Raw genomic sequence first — 15,855 nt, 5'->3', positions numbered from 1 at the left:
GGAGATGTTATTGAAAAGCATATAAATCAAAATAATTTACAAATAAACGGAGAATATTTATCGTTAACAGAGCAAGGGAAAATGGTTGGAAACGACGTGTTTATTGATTTTTTAATCGATTGAGGGTTAAGTCTTGACATTCTTTGACCTATTGATTATTATAGAATTAGCACTAAGAGATGATGAGTGCTAATGAGGTGAAAGGATGCTTACAAAACGTCAAGAGATCATTCTTCATTTTATTGTAGATGATTTTTTAAATGTGAGCGTACCGATTAGTTCCAAACGATTGTTAGAGAAATATCCATTAGATGTTTCTAGTGCGACAATTCGTAACGAAATGGCAGAGTTAGAAAATTTTGGATATCTTTCTAAAGCACATACTTCATCCGGACGAGTTCCATCGCGAAAAGGTCTTAGAAAGTACATCGAGGATATTCAACGAGATATTGAAAGTATGCCAGCTAAAATTGACTTAAACTTTGATTTTAATGAGTCGAATTTAAATCGTTTAGGACAAGGTATTGCGCATACACTTAGCAACAAAACACAACATTTAACTTACGTTACATTAACAGATGAAAAAGAAGTAGTTAAAGGTGTTTACCTCACATCGATTTCAGACGCGCTTGCGCTTTTAGTCATCGTGTTAGATAGTGAAGCGGTAAAGCAAGTGACGATTAAAAAGTCACGAGATATTAAACAGCACGATTTAGATGTGTTAACGAGAGATTTAAATCTATTACTTATCGATGCTTCTATCAGAGAAGCAATTGATATTGTTAAAACGCATCTCGTTAAAAACAACCCGCTGTTACAACAGTTTTTATTAAAGTTGTCCGAAAAAATCGAAAATCTTGATGATGAGAAAACTGTATCGTTTTACTCAGGACTCGGATTTTTACTGAGAGACTTTGAAACTGATGTAGAAACGCTCACGCAACTTTACAATGACATTGAGCACTCAAAACTTCCACAATTACGATCACATAGTCATGAAGTTGAAGTACGTTTTGGTGAAGAAATCGATGAAAACTATGAACTTTTATCAATCGTATCAACGAACGTCACTTATAACGATGTGACGGCTAACTTGATGGTGATTGGCCCAGAAAATATGGGGTATCAAAAAATAATCACATTATTACATGCATTTAATCAAAAGGAGAGTTAGTGCGTGGAAAAGAAGAATGAAAACATACAAGAAGAAGAGTTAAAAGAAACTGAAGAACTTACAGAAGAAAAGAACGAAGATTTGGAAGAAATCGAAGAAGTTGAAGAAGTAGAAGAAAATCCAGTAGAACAGCTAGAGCAACAACTGGATGAATCTGAAAGCAAATATTTAAAACTTTATGCAGAATTTGAAAATTATAAAAGACGTTCTAGAGAAGAGACAGAAAGAAACAACAAATATAAAAATCAAAGTTTAGCGACTGATTTATTATCGGTTCTTGATAATTTAGAACGTGCGCTTCAAGAAACAGGAGATTCCGAATCGTTTGAATCACTGCATAAAGGTGTTGAAATGGTCTATAACGACTTTTTAAATAAACTTGAAGCAAATGGAATTACTCAAATCAAAGCACTAGATGAACCGTTTGATCCGAATTTCCATCAAGCAATTATGACGGAAGCAAAAGACGGTGTTGAATCTGGCGTAGTGATTGAAGAATTCCAAAAAGGGTATTTACTAAAAGACCGTGTCATTCGACCGAGCATGGTCAAAGTAAGCGAATAATATTAACAGATATAATATAGATATTTTATGGAGGAAATTTAATTATGGCTAAAATTATTGGTATTGACTTAGGTACTACAAACTCAGTAGTTTCAGTATTAGAGGGTGGAGAAGCGAAAGTTATCGCTAACCGTGAAGGTAACAGAACGACACCATCAGTTGTATCGTTTAAAGATGGAGAAAGACAAGTTGGTGAAGTTGCAAAACGTCAAGCAATTACTAACCCAGACACAGTGATGAGTGTTAAACGTCACATGGGTTCTGATTATAAAGAAGAAGTTGCAGGTAAATCATATACACCAGAAGAAATCTCTGCGATGATTTTACAAGATCTAAAAGAAACAGCAGAAAGCTATTTAGGTGAAAAAGTAACACATGCAGTAATTACAGTTCCAGCATACTTCAACGACTCACAACGTCAAGCGACTAAAAACGCAGGTACAATCGCTGGTCTTGAAGTAGAACGTATTATTAACGAACCAACAGCTGCAGCGTTAGCATATGGTTTAGACAAAGAAGAAGAGGAAGAAAAAGTACTCGTATTTGACTTAGGTGGAGGTACGTTCGACGTTTCTATTTTAGAACTTGGTGACGGTGTGTTCGACGTATTAGCTACGAGTGGTGATAACAAATTAGGTGGAGATGACTTTGACGAAAAAATCATCGACTACTTAGTAGATATCTTCAAAAAAGATAACGGCATTGACTTATCACAAGATAAAATGGCAATGCAACGCTTAAAAGATGCAGCTGAAAAAGCTAAAAAAGACTTATCAGGTGTTTCATCAGCACAAATTTCTCTACCATTCATTAGTGCAGGAGAAGCAGGTCCATTACACTTAGAAACGACGTTAACGCGTTCTAAATTTGATGAGTTAACACACGACTTAGTTGAAAGAACAATGATTCCTGTACGTAACGCAATTAAAGATGCTGGCTTAAGTTTCTCAGATCTTGACGAAGTTATTTTAGTCGGTGGTTCAACGAGAATTCCAGCAGTACAAGAAGCAATCAAAAAAGAAACTGGTAAAGAAATCAACCGCTCTGTTAACCCAGACGAAGTTGTTGCAATGGGTGCAGCAATCCAAGGTGGAGTATTATCTGGAGATGTAAAAGACGTAGTATTGCTCGACGTTACACCATTATCACTTGGTATTGAAACAATGGGTGGAGTAAACACAATTTTAATTGAAAGAAATACGACAATCCCAACTAGTAAATCACAAGTGTTCTCTACAGCAGCAGATAACCAACCAGCAGTAGATATTCACGTTCTACAAGGTGAGCGTGAGATGGCTGCAGACAACAAAACGCTTGGACGTTTCCAATTAACAGACATTCCAGCAGCACCACGTGGGGTACCACAAATCGAAGTTACGTTTGATATTGACAAAAACGGTATCGTAAACGTGTCTGCAAAAGACTTAGGAACTGGTAAAGAGCAAAGTATTAAAATTGAAGCATCTTCAAATCTTTCAGACGAAGATATCGATCGTATGATTAAAGAAGCAGAAGAAAATGCAGAGTCAGATAAAAAACGTCGTGAAGAAGCAGATCTTAAAAACGAAGCAGACCAACTCGTATTCCAAAGTGGTAAAACATTAGAAGAGTTTGGCGACAAAGTTAATGAAGATGAAAAAACAAGTGTCAACGAAGCAAAAGATGCATTACAAAAAGCTCTTGAAGAAAATAACTTAGATGAAATTAAATCTAAGAAAGAAGCACTCGAACAAGCACTTCAAGCAGTTTCTATGAGAGTTTACCAAGAAATGCAACAAGAACAAAGTGACGCTAGTCAACCAGCTCAAGATGATGACGTTGTAGATGCGGACTTTAAAGAAGTTAACGAAGACGACAACAAGTAATATAGATAGACTCTTAAAGTCAAAGCCAATGCATTTGGCTTTGACTTTTTTAAATGGTAATATTTGTATGTTGGAGGAGAAAAATTGGCTACTAAAAAAGATTATTATGACGTATTAGGCGTAAACAAAGACGCAACAAAAGAAGAAATAAAACGCGCATATCGTAAGCTATCTAAGAAATATCACCCAGATATTAATAAAGAAGAAGGCGCAGACGAAAAGTTTAAAGAAGTAACGGAAGCATATGACGTATTATATGACGATGAAAAACGACGTCAGTATGATCAATTTGGACATAGTGCATTTGATGGTGCTGGAGGATTCGGCGGTGGATTTAATGACTTCGGTGGAAGTGGATTTGGAGGATTTGAAGATATATTCTCAAGTTTCTTCGGTGGCAGCCGTCGCCAAGATCCAAATGCACCACGCCAAGGTGACGATTTACAATATACGATGACGATCGACTTTAGAGAAGCGGTCTTCGGAGGTAAAAAGACTGTCACAATCACAAAAGAAGTAGAATGTGATCATTGCGGTGGAAGCGGAGCAAAAGCTGGAACGTCTAAAAAGACATGTTCAACGTGTTCAGGAACAGGTAACGTCAATGTAGAACAAAATACACCATTCGGTAAAATTAGAACACAACGTACATGTCCAACATGTGGAGGAACAGGTCAAGAAATCGAACATCCATGTGATAAATGTCACGGTAAAGGAACTGTACAAAAAGATGTTGAAATCGAAGTGACGATTCCTGAAGGTATTGATAACGGACAACAAGTACGTCTTCAAGGATATGGAGAACCTGGATATAACGGTGGACCAGCAGGTGACCTTTATATCGCGTTTAGAGTAAAACCAGACAAAGAGTTCGTACGTGATGGTGACGATATTCACTATGAGTTATCAATTACGTTCTCACAAGCAGCGCTCGGTGACCAAGTAAAAGTACCGACATTGCACGGACCTGTTGAAATCGACGTGAAAGCAGGCACTCAGTCTGGACGTAAATTACGTCTTAGAGAAAAAGGTGTTAAAAACGTCAATGGATTCGGTTATGGTGACCAAATCGTTACAATAAGAGTAGAGACACCGACAAAACTTTCAGAAGAAGAAAAAGAATTATTTAGAAGACTGGCTGAATTAAACGGAAATCAAGTAAAAGGATCGCAAGAATCATTTACAGATAAAGCACGTCGATTCTTTAAAGGGGACTAATTATGAAGTGGTATAAAATTTCGTTGCACTCACAGATTGAAAATGAAGCACCACTATCTCTATTTTTAACAGATATTTCTAATGGTATTTCTGTCGATTATTCAGTTGATTTAATGAAAAGTAATATCGATGATTTCGAACATAAATTCCGTTTAAACGAAAGTGATTATCCAGAGTCAGATATTCGTATTTCAGTATATTACGATGAGACGGAAAATCTCGATGAAAAGCTGAACCTTATTAATCAGTTCATTTCTGAAAATGAAGCAATCATTAATCGTGACGAGATTGAAGTTACAGTGGATACTGTAGAAGAAGCAGATTGGGAAAATGAATGGAAGAAGTATTTCCATAGTTTTAGAGTGTCAGAGTCATTTGTCATCGTTCCGTCATGGGAAATGGATGATTATGAATATGACGCTAATGACCGTTTAATTAAGCTTGATCCAGGAATGGCATTTGGTACAGGAGACCATCCGACGACGTCGATGTGTTTAACGTTTATCGAAAAAATCATTCGACCAGAACATAAAGTGATTGATGTTGGTACAGGGTCTGGGATTCTAACAATCGGCGCGTATCTAATGGGCGCGAGAGATTTAACAGCAACAGATATCGACACGTTATCATTAACAGTTGCTGAAGAAAACTTTAATTTAAATGACACTAAACCTGTCGACTTAAGAGCAGCGGACTTATTAAAAAATGAAACAAAAAATTATGATATAGTCGTTGCGAATATATTAGCTCATGTTATTGAGGATATGATTACAGATTCTTATCGAGTATTAAACGATGGCGGTTACTTTATCTCAAGTGGTATTATTGTAGAGAAAAAAGAAGATATTCTTTCACAATTAAAGGATGCTGGATTTAGTATAATCGAAGTTTTAGAAGACGATGGATGGGTGAGTATACTATCTAAAAAAGGATAAGTGCTATGCAAAGATATTTTGTAGATACTGTTTTACAAGAAAACGAAATTTATACAGACTTAAATATAGATACGCATCACATTTTTAATGTGATGCGTATGTCTATTGGTGACAAAATAGAAGTTGTGGACAAAAACAAGGATGTCTTTATCGTGAAAATAATTGAAGACACCCCGTTTAAAATAGAAGTGATTTCTACAATTCAAAGTGTAGAGAGCAACATTAAAGTGAGTGTATATGCTCCGATTTTAAAAGGAGATAAACTCGATTTTATGTTGCAAAAAAGTACCGAACTCGGTGCGGAACATTTCTATTTTTATAACGCAGATCGCTCAGTTGTGAAGCTTGATGAAAAGAAAAAACAAAAACGTAAAATACGTTTTGAAAAAATAGTAACAGAGGCAAGCGAACAGTCAAAACGTAATACGATTCCTACGATTGAATTTCTAGGTAAACTAAAGTCCATTGACTTTTCACAGTATGACAACGTCTTTATTGGTTATGAAGATGTTCGACTTCAAGAAAATAAAAAATTCGCATCTGCTTTAAATAAAGAAGATAATCATATCGCAATTATTTTTGGGCCTGAAGGTGGATTTACAGAGAGTGAAGTCGCGTCACATAATAACTTTACAATTGTTCAACTCGGGAAACGTATATTACGTGCTGAGACCGCACCTTTATATATGTTATCGGTGATCGACAGCATATATAATTAACGTTTATTGAAGCGCACTTTTCATTATGTTAAAATAGCTGATGATTATTTTAAAAGAAAGATTTGATATAGATGGAAAAAACAGTTGCCTTTTCAACGCTCGGTTGTAAAGTAAACCATTACGAAACTGAAGCGATGTGGCAAATTTTTAAAGATGCAGGATATTCACGCGTTGAATTCGAAGATAATGCAGATGTTTTCGTTGTGAACACTTGTACAGTAACAAATACAGGTGATAAAAAGTCACGTCAAGTGATTCGTCGAGCGATTCGTCAAAATCCAGATGCGGTCATTGCAGTATCTGGATGTTATGCTCAGACTGCACCAAAAGAAATCGAGGCAATACCTGGTGTTGATATAATTATCGGAACAGAAAATCGCGATAAGTTAATTGACTATGTCGAACAGTATCATGAAGAACGTCAACCGATTAACCGCGTTCAAAATATTATGAAAAAACGTACGTTTGAAGAAATGGACGTACCGTACTTTACAGACCGCACACGTGCGACATTAAAAATTCAAGAAGGGTGTAATAACTTCTGTACATTTTGTATTATTCCGTGGGCACGTGGTTTAATGCGCTCTAGAGATCCTGAAAAGGTAATTGAACAAGCAGAAAAACTTGTTGAAGCGGGTTATAAAGAAATCATTTTAACAGGTATTCATACTGGTGGATACGGTGAAGACTTAAAAGATTATAACTTAGCGATGTTACTAAGAGATCTCGAAAAAGTCGAAGGTCTTAATCGCTTAAGAATCTCTAGTATAGAAGCGTCGCAATTAACAGATGAAGTACTCGATGTTATTTATCATTCAAATAAAATTGTAAGACACTTCCATATACCTGTTCAATCTGCATCAGATACTGTTTTAAAACGTATGAGACGTAAGTACACGATGGACTTTTATGAATCTCGTATTTTAAGACTGAAAGAAATGATGCCAGGTGCTGCGATTACGTCAGATGTTATCGTTGGATTCCCTGGTGAAACAGAAGAAGAATTTATGGAAACATATGATTTCATTAAAAAGCATCATTTCTCAGAACTACACGTATTCCCGTACTCAACACGTACAGGAACACCAGCTGCACGTATGAAAGATCAAATCGATAATGAAACGAAAGAAGCGCGTGTAAAAAAACTCATCGAGTTATCGGACGCACTTGCATTAAGCTATGCTGAGAAGTTTAAAGATGACGTATTAGAAATTATTCCTGAAAAAATGGAAGACGGTATGCTCGTTGGACATGCGGATAATTACATGAAAGTAGCAGTAGATGGAGATGAAAGTCTAACTGGTGAACTTGTTAAAGTTAAAGTGACAGAGCCAGGTTATCCAGTATCAAAAGGTGAAATCGTTAAAGTACTCGAAAAACCGATGGTAAAACAGTACGATTATTTAGAAAGACATGTGCACACAAGTGAAGCTGCACATATGGAAAGTAGGATTTAAATGAAAATAGAACGATATATCGATCATACATTATTAAAACCAGATACAACAACAGACGACATTAAAAAATTATGTGAAGAAGCAAAACAATATAATTTCTTTAGTGTCTGTGTGAACCCGTCACACGTTGAGCTATGTAAATCTCTACTTGAAGGTAGCGACACAAAAGTTTGTACAGTTGTTGGATTCCCACTCGGAGCGACGACGTCAGAAGTTAAACAGTTTGAAACGGTTCAAGCGATTCGTAATGGTGCCGATGAAATTGATATGGTCATTAATATCGGTGCATTAAAAGCTGGAGATTTAGAAACGGTTCAAAAAGACATAGAAGCAGTCGTAAATGTTAAAGGTGAAGCGCTTGTTAAAGTGATAATTGAAACAGCGTTACTAACTCCTGATGAGATCGTGACAGTGAGTGAACTTTCTAAAAAAGCAGGTGCAGATTTTGTTAAAACTTCAACAGGATTTAACGGAAGAGGTGCATCAGTAGAAGACGTTACGCTAATGAAGTCAACAGTTGGAGATGCACTCGGTGTTAAAGCAAGTGGAGGCATCCGCTCTAAAGAAGACGCATTACAAATGATTGAAAAAGGTGCAACAAGACTCGGTGCATCAAGTGGTGTAAAAATTGTTCTAGGTGAAAAAAGTAATTCAGAATATTAAAACACCTTGACCATATTATTAAATTTATAATATAATATATACTAGATATTATTTTAATATCTTAAATATTTGCTCTTTGTGTTATTTCGGAGGGAGGGGAACACGATGACTAAAACAGTAGTAAGAAAAAACGAATCTATCGAAGATGCGTTACGTCGTTTCAAGCGTACAGTTTCTAAAAGCGGTACGATTAAAGAAGCACGTAAAAGAGAATATTACGAAAAACCTTCTGTAAGACGTAAGAAAAAATCAGAAGCGGCACGTAAACGTAAATTTAGATAATTCGTGTAACTCCCTCGAGTAACAGAATTATAAATTAAGGGATGATGAGAATCATCCCCTTTTTTATATCAAAAATTAATTGAGTTATGTATAATAAAATGGAGGAATTCAACGTGAACGGGTTATTTATAAATATTGTTAACTTTATATCGAGTCCAGTCGTTTCAACAATTCTTTTGTTAACGTTCTTTTTAGGACTTACATATCAACTCTTTTCACACAAAATTAATTTCGTTGGTGTACTGAGTATATTTTCGATCTTCACATATTATCTCGGACATATACTCGTAAACGAGTCGAGTGTGTTTGCGTTGTTATTACTATTAGTAGCGTCTGCACTAATCGTTTTAGAGTTTTTTATCTTCGGATTAGTACTCGGCGTCATCGGAACGATTTTACTCTTTATAAGTATTATATTTATAACGAATGACCCAATGCTTTATAGTGTTATCGTATTTCTCATTATCATTTTAGTTGCGATAGAGGTAGGTGTTTTAGTCAAAATGAAAAAGAAGAGAGTCCCATTATGGAAGCGTTTTGTCCTGACAGACTCAACAGACAGCGAAAGTGGTTACACATCATTTGATGACCGTTCTTATCTACTTGGAAAAGTAGGCGTGACTGCAGTACCGTTAAGACCTTCTGGAACAGTAATAATTGATGATAATAGAATTGATGCGGTAGCAGAGGGAACCTTTATAGAAAGAGATGTTCAAGTAAAAGTGATTTTCGTTGAAGGTACTCGAATTGTTGTTAGACCGATAAAAAATGAAGAGGTGGATAATTAATGACAGGTGGTTTAATCTCACTTATATTATTCGTTGTCGTTATTTTTATAGCGGTAATGTTTATTTTATCTTTTGTTCCAGTAGGATTATGGATTTCAGCATTAGCTGCTGGAGTTAAGATTGGTATATTTACGTTAATTGGTATGCGTTTAAGAAAAGTTAAACCAAAACGTGTTGTAGAACCGTTAATTAAAGCACGTAAAGCTGGTATTGATGTGACGACAAACCAATTAGAATCTCACTACTTAGCTGGTGGTAACGTAGACAGAGTAATTGATGCATTAATTGCGGCACAACGTGCAGATATTAACTTAACGTTTGAACGCTGTGCAGCGATTGACTTAGCTGGTCGTGACGTTTTAGAAGCAGTTCAAATGTCAGTTAACCCGAAAGTTATCGAAACGCCATTTATTGCCGGTGTTGCAATGAATGGTATCGAAGTAAAAGCGAAAGCACGTATTACAGTACGTGCGAACATCGACCGACTCGTCGGTGGTGCGGGTGAAGAAACAATTGTAGCACGTGTCGGTGAAGGTATCGTATCGACAATCGGTTCTTCAAAACATCACACTGTTGTATTAGAAAACCCAGATTTAATTTCAAAAACTGTACTTGAAAAAGGATTAGACTCAGGAACTGCGTTTGAAATTCTATCGATCGATATCGCTGACGTAGATATCGGTAAAAACATCGGTGCAGACCTTCAAACTGAACAAGCTGTGGCAGATAAAAATATCGCACAAGCAAAAGCAGAAGAGCGTCGTGCAATGGCTGTAGCAGAAGAACAAGAAATGAGAGCACGTGTTCAAGAGATGCATGCGAAAGTAGTAGAATCTGAATCTAGAGTACCACTCGCATTTGCAAAAGCTTTAGAAGAAGGACGTATCACTGTAAGTGAATACTACGATTTAAAGAACATCGAAGCAGACACAAAAATGAGAGATTCTATTAACAAGATGACAGATCCAACGAAATATAATGAAGAAGAGTAAGTGATAATATGGAGTTACTCGTACCATTAATAATTTTTGCAATTGGTGGGATAATATCATATCTCAATGATGCTAAAGAAAAGGAAAAGCAATCTGAGAATCCAAGAAATATTGATTTTGATAAATTAAATGAAAAATATCAAAAGTCAAAAACTGAAGCGGTTGACGAGTTTAAACGTTTAAAGAAAGAATTTACGGACTTAAAACAAGAGACAACAACAAAACAAGGAAAACCTAAGTTAGACAAAACTTCTAAAAAAGCCGTAGAAGATAAGTTTAAACGTGAAAAAGAACGACTCAAAGAAAGACAGCGTCAAGCAAATGAAGCGAAAAAGAAAGTTGAAAAGCTTCAGAAAGATAAATCAAAAGCAATTGCTGCGAGTGTAACTGATGAAGTGAAGCATGTGGTCTATGATGACAGCACGTACAACAAAAAGTTATCATTCGATAAAGAAGCAGTCGTTAATGGGATCGTTATGAAAGAAATTCTCGGCCCGCCGAAAAGTAAGATAAGAAGAGTTAGGTAATTACCTAACTCTTTTTTATTTACATTAATATTCATTGTATAATGAAGGTGAGGTGTTAATTATGCGGTTTAAATTTAAAAAGCAAAATCAGCATGGTGCATGGGCGATGGTTTTTATGCCACCGATATTAGGAATGGTTGCGGGTGGGTTCCATCTTTCACAACTGTTTTTTATTGTTGGATGGTTACTCATATTTTTTGCGGCAGATCATATATTATATTTTTTCAAAAGATTTAAACGTAAAGAATATGAAGTTTTAAATAGTTCGCTTCTTTTTACTCTTCTATCATTGCTAATTCTGATTTATCCGATTGTTACTGATTATAGAGTTATTTACTTTTTTCTATGTATGATTCCATTTGGTATGTTGAATGCTTATTTTTCCTACACACGCGATGAAAGAAATATGATAAATAACATAGCAGCAATCATTATTTTAGTTTAGCGGGTGGTGCAACAGGATTTTTAAATACTCATGAAATGACGTTAGATATATATTTTATAATGATTGTATCTACTTTATATTTTATTGGATCAGCTCTCGTTGTTAAGACAGTTATTCGAGAGAAGAATAATCCGACTTATAAATGGGCGTCGTTTATTTATCATTTCGTAGTAATGATTATTGGTTTTATTTACCATCCTGTAGTCGGTCTCGCATTTACATTTGGTTTTATAAGAGCAGTTTATGTTTACGGGCGAGGATGGAAACCAAAACAACTTGGGATATTAGAAATCATCCATGTAGTGTTCGTGACTATAGTTATATCACTATTTATGGTATATTTTAGGTAATCTAAAAATTAGTTAGACTTCAAAACAGAGAGGGTTAGTACATGTCAAAAGTGATACATTTTGATAATTTGGACGACGCACAACAAATCTTAGGGGTAAACGATTCACATATTCGCGTTTTAGAAGATGAATATGATGCTGAGATTCGTTCAAATGGACATGAAGTTAAAATTAAAAGTGATAATGAAGAAACAGAAGTAAAAATCTATAATATTTTAACGTCGTTACTTCGCGTAAAACAACAAGGACATCAAGTAACTTTACGTGACTTACAATCTGCAATTCAAATGGCAGAAAAAGACACGTTAGAATATTTAGAAGATCTATACAAAGAAGAAATCGCAAAAGACTATAGAGGTAAACCAGTTCGAGCAAAAACAACTGGACAACAAATATACGTCAATCATATTAAAAACAACGACTTAACTTTTGGAATCGGACCAGCAGGTACAGGTAAAACATTTTTAGCTGTAGTTATCGCGTGCCAAATGTTAAAAGATAATGATATTAAAAGAATCGTATTAACAAGACCAGCAGTCGAAGCAGGAGAAAACCTAGGATTTTTACCTGGTGATTTAAAAGAGAAAGTGGACCCGTATTTACGTCCGTTATATGACGGCCTACATGCAATTTTAGGTCAAGAACATACGGATCGACTTATCGAACGTGGTATTATTGAAGTGGCACCTCTTGCATATATGAGAGGGCGTACGCTAAATGACGCATTTATCATATTAGATGAAGCACAAAATACGACTTCGATGCAGATGAAGATGTTTTTAACACGTCTTGGATTCGGGTCTAAAATGGTCGTCACAGGCGACGAAACACAAATTGACTTACCGAGTAAAACGAGAAGTGGCTTAATTGAGAGTGTAGAACGATTAAGAAATGTTCGTGGCGTTCAAATTAATCACTTTACAGATCAAGACGTTGTGAGACACCCACTTGTATCAAGAATAATTCGTGCATATGAAGCAGGTGATTTAAATGTTAACGATTGATTTTTTAGACGATGAAAATTATTCATCAGATTTAGAAAAAGAAGATATAGAATCACTACTTAATTATTCATATGAGTTTTTAAAACAAAGTGAAGAATCTGAAGTATCTATATCATTTGTTTCAGAAGATGAAATCAAAGAAATTAACAGAGATTATCGAAATAAAGACGAAGTGACAGACGTGATTTCATTTGCCTTTTTAGACGATGAAAGTGATGATATAGAAATTCCAGGAATGCCAGTAACTCTTGGAGATATTATTATTAATACTAATCGTGCGAAAGAACAAGCAGAAGAATACGGTCACTCATATAAACGTGAATTAATGTTTTTATCTTTACACGGATTTTTACATTTACTTGGATATGATCACATGACTGAAGCAGATGAAAAAGAAATGTTCGGTCTTCAAAAAGAAATATTAGATGCATTTGGAATTTCGAGAGATTAACATGAAGCGGTTTAAATATCCATTTTTTGGATTTCTACGTCTCGTTACAAAAGACTCTCATTACGTCTTACATTTAGTCAGTGCATTGTTTGTCATCATCGTTTCATATTTTTTATCGATTAATATGACGGAATGGCTCTTTATATTTAGTGCGATATTTTTAGTACTACTCACTGAAGCTTTAAATACAGCAATCGAAGAGGTCGTTGACCTTGTAACGAGTGATTTTGAACAACATGCAAAATATGCAAAAGATATCGCAAGTTTTGCAGTATTACTTGCGAGTATTTACGCCACTTTAATTGGTGTAATCATATTACTACCAAAGTTATTAAAATTGATAGGAGTGTTATAAATGGCAATTATTGATGATGGGATTTTTAAAGATGAATGGTACGATGAAGTAATTAAAGCACAACAAAACGCTTATACACCGTATTCTGAATTTAACGTTGGTGCGTTACTTATTACTGAAGACGATGAATATGTGTACGGTGCAAACATCGAAAACGCATCATATCCAGCGACAATTTGCGCAGAACGTACAGCACTCGTTTCTGCATATGCAAGAGGGATTACAAAGTTTAAAGCATGTGTCGTAATTACAGATGCTAAAGATCCAGCGAGTCCATGTGGTGTCTGTCGTCAAGTGTTAAAAGAACTGACTCATGATGATATGCCGGTCTATATGCTAAGTAAAGATAAGCGCTGTATTAAAAAGACAGTCGATGAATTGTTACCATTAGGATTTAGCGGAAGGGATATGGATTAATGTCAACTTTTAAATCTGGTTTTATTACGATCGTCGGGAGACCAAACGTCGGTAAATCGACATTTATGAATCACGTACTCGATCAAAAAGTCGCGATTATGAGTGATAAACCACAAACGACGAGAAATAAAATTCAAGGTGTGTATACGACAGAAACAGCACAAATGATTTTTATCGACACACCTGGAATTCATAAACCAAAACATCAACTCGGTGAACATATGATGCGCGTTGCTAAACGAACGCTACGTGAAACAGAAGTTATTTTGTTCGTCGTAAATGCAACTGAGAAAAAAGGACCTGGGGACGAATTCGTCATGAATATGATTAGAGATACAGATACACCTGTTATTTTAGTCATCAATAAGATCGATTTAATTCACCCAGATGAGTTGCCAGAAATTATTGAACGCTATACGACTGATTTTGAATTTAGTGATGTCGTACCAATCAGTGCATTACAAGGTACAAATACTGGTCAATTATTAGATGTTATCGAAACTCATCTTGAAGAAGGACCAATGTATTATCCAAAAGACAGAATTACGGATCATCCAGAGCACTTTATCGTTTCAGAGTTAATTCGTGAAAAGATTTTACTTTTAACTGATCAAGAAATTCCACATTCAATTGGAGTCGAAGTGACGAAGATGAAGCGAGAAAATGACGGTGAAAAAGTAAAAGTTGAAGCGACGATTTACGTAGAACGTGATTCTCAAAAAGGAATGGTCATCGGTAAAGGTGGCAAGATGCTAAAGCGTGTAGGAACGCTTGCACGTAAAGATATCGAAGCATTACTTGGAGATAAAGTGTATTTAGAATTATGGGTAAAAGTCCAAAAAGACTGGAGAAATAAACCTCAATTTATTAGAAGTTTAGGCTATAAAGATGAAGAATATTAGGTGATAGTTTGATCCACCAAAATAAAGGATTCATGATTCGACAAACGAATTACAGTGAATCGAGTAAAATTATCACATTACTAAGTGAGCATGGTGCACTTGTACCGTTAATGGCACGTGGATTTAACAAGCCAAGAAGTCCGTTTAATAGTTTAAAACAAGGATATAAACATACGTTATTTACGTATTCAAGACACCGAGGTATGGGCACTTTAACAGAAGTCGATATTATCGATAGTTACAACAACATTAATAGTGACTTTGACACGTATACGATAGCGAGTTATATCGTTGAACTCATTACTCGAGTAACCGATGAAGAAATCGCTGATCCGTCGTTATACCGACTAATGCATCAAGCGTTTAAACTACTCGATGAAAAAAATGAAAAATATTCGGTGTTAAGTTTTGTCATTATAAAACTATTTCCAATGTACGGTGCACTATTAAATGTTGACAAATGTGTATTATGTGGCAGTTATAGTTATGAAAATATGAACCGATATTCGTTTAAATACCACGGAGTCATATGTAATGATCATTATGATGAAGAACATTTAGAGCGCTCAGTATATGTGAGTAGCCGCTCAATCTATTTAGCAGCATTTTTAAAGCACGTTCAAGTCGAACATTTAAACTCTATTAATATCGATGAAGAAGACGGAAAGAAGCTTTTTAAGTTTGTCGATATGTTGTTTCAAGAATATACCGGAGAATTTTTTAAAACGAGAAAGTTACTTCAAATAT

At 35.4% G+C, this 15,855-nt stretch carries 19 protein-coding genes; all 19 read left to right on the top strand.

Annotated elements, in window-relative coordinates; all coding sequences use genetic code 11:
* Positions 1-205: 205 nt before the first annotated feature.
* Complete coding sequence (gene hrcA, locus TJ68_RS01700) at positions 206-1,174, top strand: heat-inducible transcriptional repressor HrcA (protein WP_040928393.1); 969 nt, start codon at positions 206-208, stop codon at positions 1,172-1,174.
* 3 nt (positions 1,175-1,177) lie between these two features.
* Complete coding sequence (gene grpE, locus TJ68_RS01695; RefSeq protein ID WP_040928392.1) at positions 1,178-1,738, top strand: nucleotide exchange factor GrpE; 561 nt, start codon at positions 1,178-1,180, stop codon at positions 1,736-1,738.
* A gap of 44 nt (positions 1,739-1,782) precedes the next feature.
* Complete coding sequence (gene dnaK, locus TJ68_RS01690) at positions 1,783-3,603, top strand: molecular chaperone DnaK (protein ID WP_040928391.1); 1,821 nt, start codon at positions 1,783-1,785, stop codon at positions 3,601-3,603.
* Between the two features lie 84 nt (positions 3,604-3,687).
* A complete protein-coding gene (dnaJ, locus tag TJ68_RS01685) occupies positions 3,688-4,821 on the top strand; it encodes a molecular chaperone DnaJ (protein ID WP_040928390.1) in 1,134 nt (377 codons plus the stop codon).
* 2 nt (positions 4,822-4,823) lie between these two features.
* Positions 4,824-5,756 (top strand): 50S ribosomal protein L11 methyltransferase, encoded by a 933-nt coding sequence (prmA, locus tag TJ68_RS01680; RefSeq protein WP_040928389.1) that lies wholly within the window; start codon positions 4,824-4,826, stop codon positions 5,754-5,756.
* 5 nt (positions 5,757-5,761) lie between these two features.
* Positions 5,762-6,475: an RsmE family RNA methyltransferase gene (locus tag TJ68_RS01675; RefSeq protein ID WP_040928388.1), complete on the top strand. Its 714-nt coding sequence runs from the start codon at positions 5,762-5,764 to the stop codon at positions 6,473-6,475.
* 71 nt (positions 6,476-6,546) lie between these two features.
* Positions 6,547-7,932: a tRNA (N(6)-L-threonylcarbamoyladenosine(37)-C(2))-methylthiotransferase MtaB gene (gene mtaB, locus TJ68_RS01670; RefSeq protein WP_052327246.1), complete on the top strand. Its 1,386-nt coding sequence runs from the start codon at positions 6,547-6,549 to the stop codon at positions 7,930-7,932.
* Positions 7,933-8,595, top strand: coding sequence for a deoxyribose-phosphate aldolase (deoC, locus tag TJ68_RS01665; protein ID WP_040928387.1), 663 nt, complete (start codon positions 7,933-7,935; stop codon positions 8,593-8,595).
* Positions 8,596-8,700: 105 nt separating this feature from the next.
* Positions 8,701-8,877: a 30S ribosomal protein S21 gene (gene rpsU / locus TJ68_RS01660; RefSeq protein ID WP_040928386.1), complete on the top strand. Its 177-nt coding sequence runs from the start codon at positions 8,701-8,703 to the stop codon at positions 8,875-8,877.
* 113 nt (positions 8,878-8,990) lie between these two features.
* On the top strand, positions 8,991-9,665 hold the full coding sequence (locus TJ68_RS01655) for an NfeD family protein (RefSeq protein ID WP_052327245.1): 675 nt from the start codon (positions 8,991-8,993) through the stop codon (positions 9,663-9,665).
* Positions 9,665-10,657, top strand: coding sequence for a flotillin-like protein FloA (gene floA, locus TJ68_RS01650; protein WP_040928384.1), 993 nt, complete (start codon positions 9,665-9,667; stop codon positions 10,655-10,657). Before TJ68_RS01655 ends, floA begins: the two co-directional genes overlap by 1 nt.
* 8 nt (positions 10,658-10,665) lie before the next feature.
* Complete coding sequence (locus TJ68_RS01645; protein ID WP_040928383.1) at positions 10,666-11,184, top strand: hypothetical protein; 519 nt, start codon at positions 10,666-10,668, stop codon at positions 11,182-11,184.
* A 61-nt stretch (positions 11,185-11,245) separates the two neighbouring features.
* Complete coding sequence (locus tag TJ68_RS01640; RefSeq protein ID WP_040928382.1) at positions 11,246-11,629, top strand: YwiC-like family protein; 384 nt, start codon at positions 11,246-11,248, stop codon at positions 11,627-11,629.
* A 391-nt stretch (positions 11,630-12,020) separates the two neighbouring features.
* Complete coding sequence (locus TJ68_RS01630; protein WP_040928380.1) at positions 12,021-12,983, top strand: PhoH family protein; 963 nt, start codon at positions 12,021-12,023, stop codon at positions 12,981-12,983.
* Entirely contained in the window at positions 12,970-13,434 is a 465-nt protein-coding gene (ybeY, locus tag TJ68_RS01625) for an rRNA maturation RNase YbeY (protein WP_040928379.1), read from the top strand. The genes TJ68_RS01630 and ybeY overlap by 14 nt, the downstream gene beginning before the upstream one ends.
* A gap of 1 nt (position 13,435) precedes the next feature.
* Positions 13,436-13,789, top strand: a complete 354-nt coding sequence (locus TJ68_RS01620; RefSeq protein WP_040928378.1) for a diacylglycerol kinase family protein — start codon at positions 13,436-13,438, stop codon at positions 13,787-13,789.
* Positions 13,790-14,206: a cytidine deaminase gene (gene cdd, locus TJ68_RS01615; RefSeq protein WP_040928377.1), complete on the top strand. Its 417-nt coding sequence runs from the start codon at positions 13,790-13,792 to the stop codon at positions 14,204-14,206.
* Positions 14,206-15,108, top strand: a complete 903-nt coding sequence (gene era, locus TJ68_RS01610) for a GTPase Era (RefSeq protein ID WP_040928376.1) — start codon at positions 14,206-14,208, stop codon at positions 15,106-15,108. The genes cdd and era overlap by 1 nt, the downstream gene beginning before the upstream one ends.
* A gap of 32 nt (positions 15,109-15,140) precedes the next feature.
* Positions 15,141-15,855, top strand: a 715-nt coding sequence (gene recO / locus TJ68_RS01605; RefSeq protein ID WP_238316007.1) for a DNA repair protein RecO, incomplete at its 3' end; no start/stop codon positions are given.

It is taken from the genome of Nosocomiicoccus massiliensis, from assembly GCF_000438455.1.
GTDB classification, from domain to species: Bacteria; Bacillota; Bacilli; order Staphylococcales; family Salinicoccaceae; genus Nosocomiicoccus; species Nosocomiicoccus massiliensis.
Note: the sequence above shows the minus strand (reverse complement) of the source record. Positions and strands in the feature narration are given on the sequence as shown.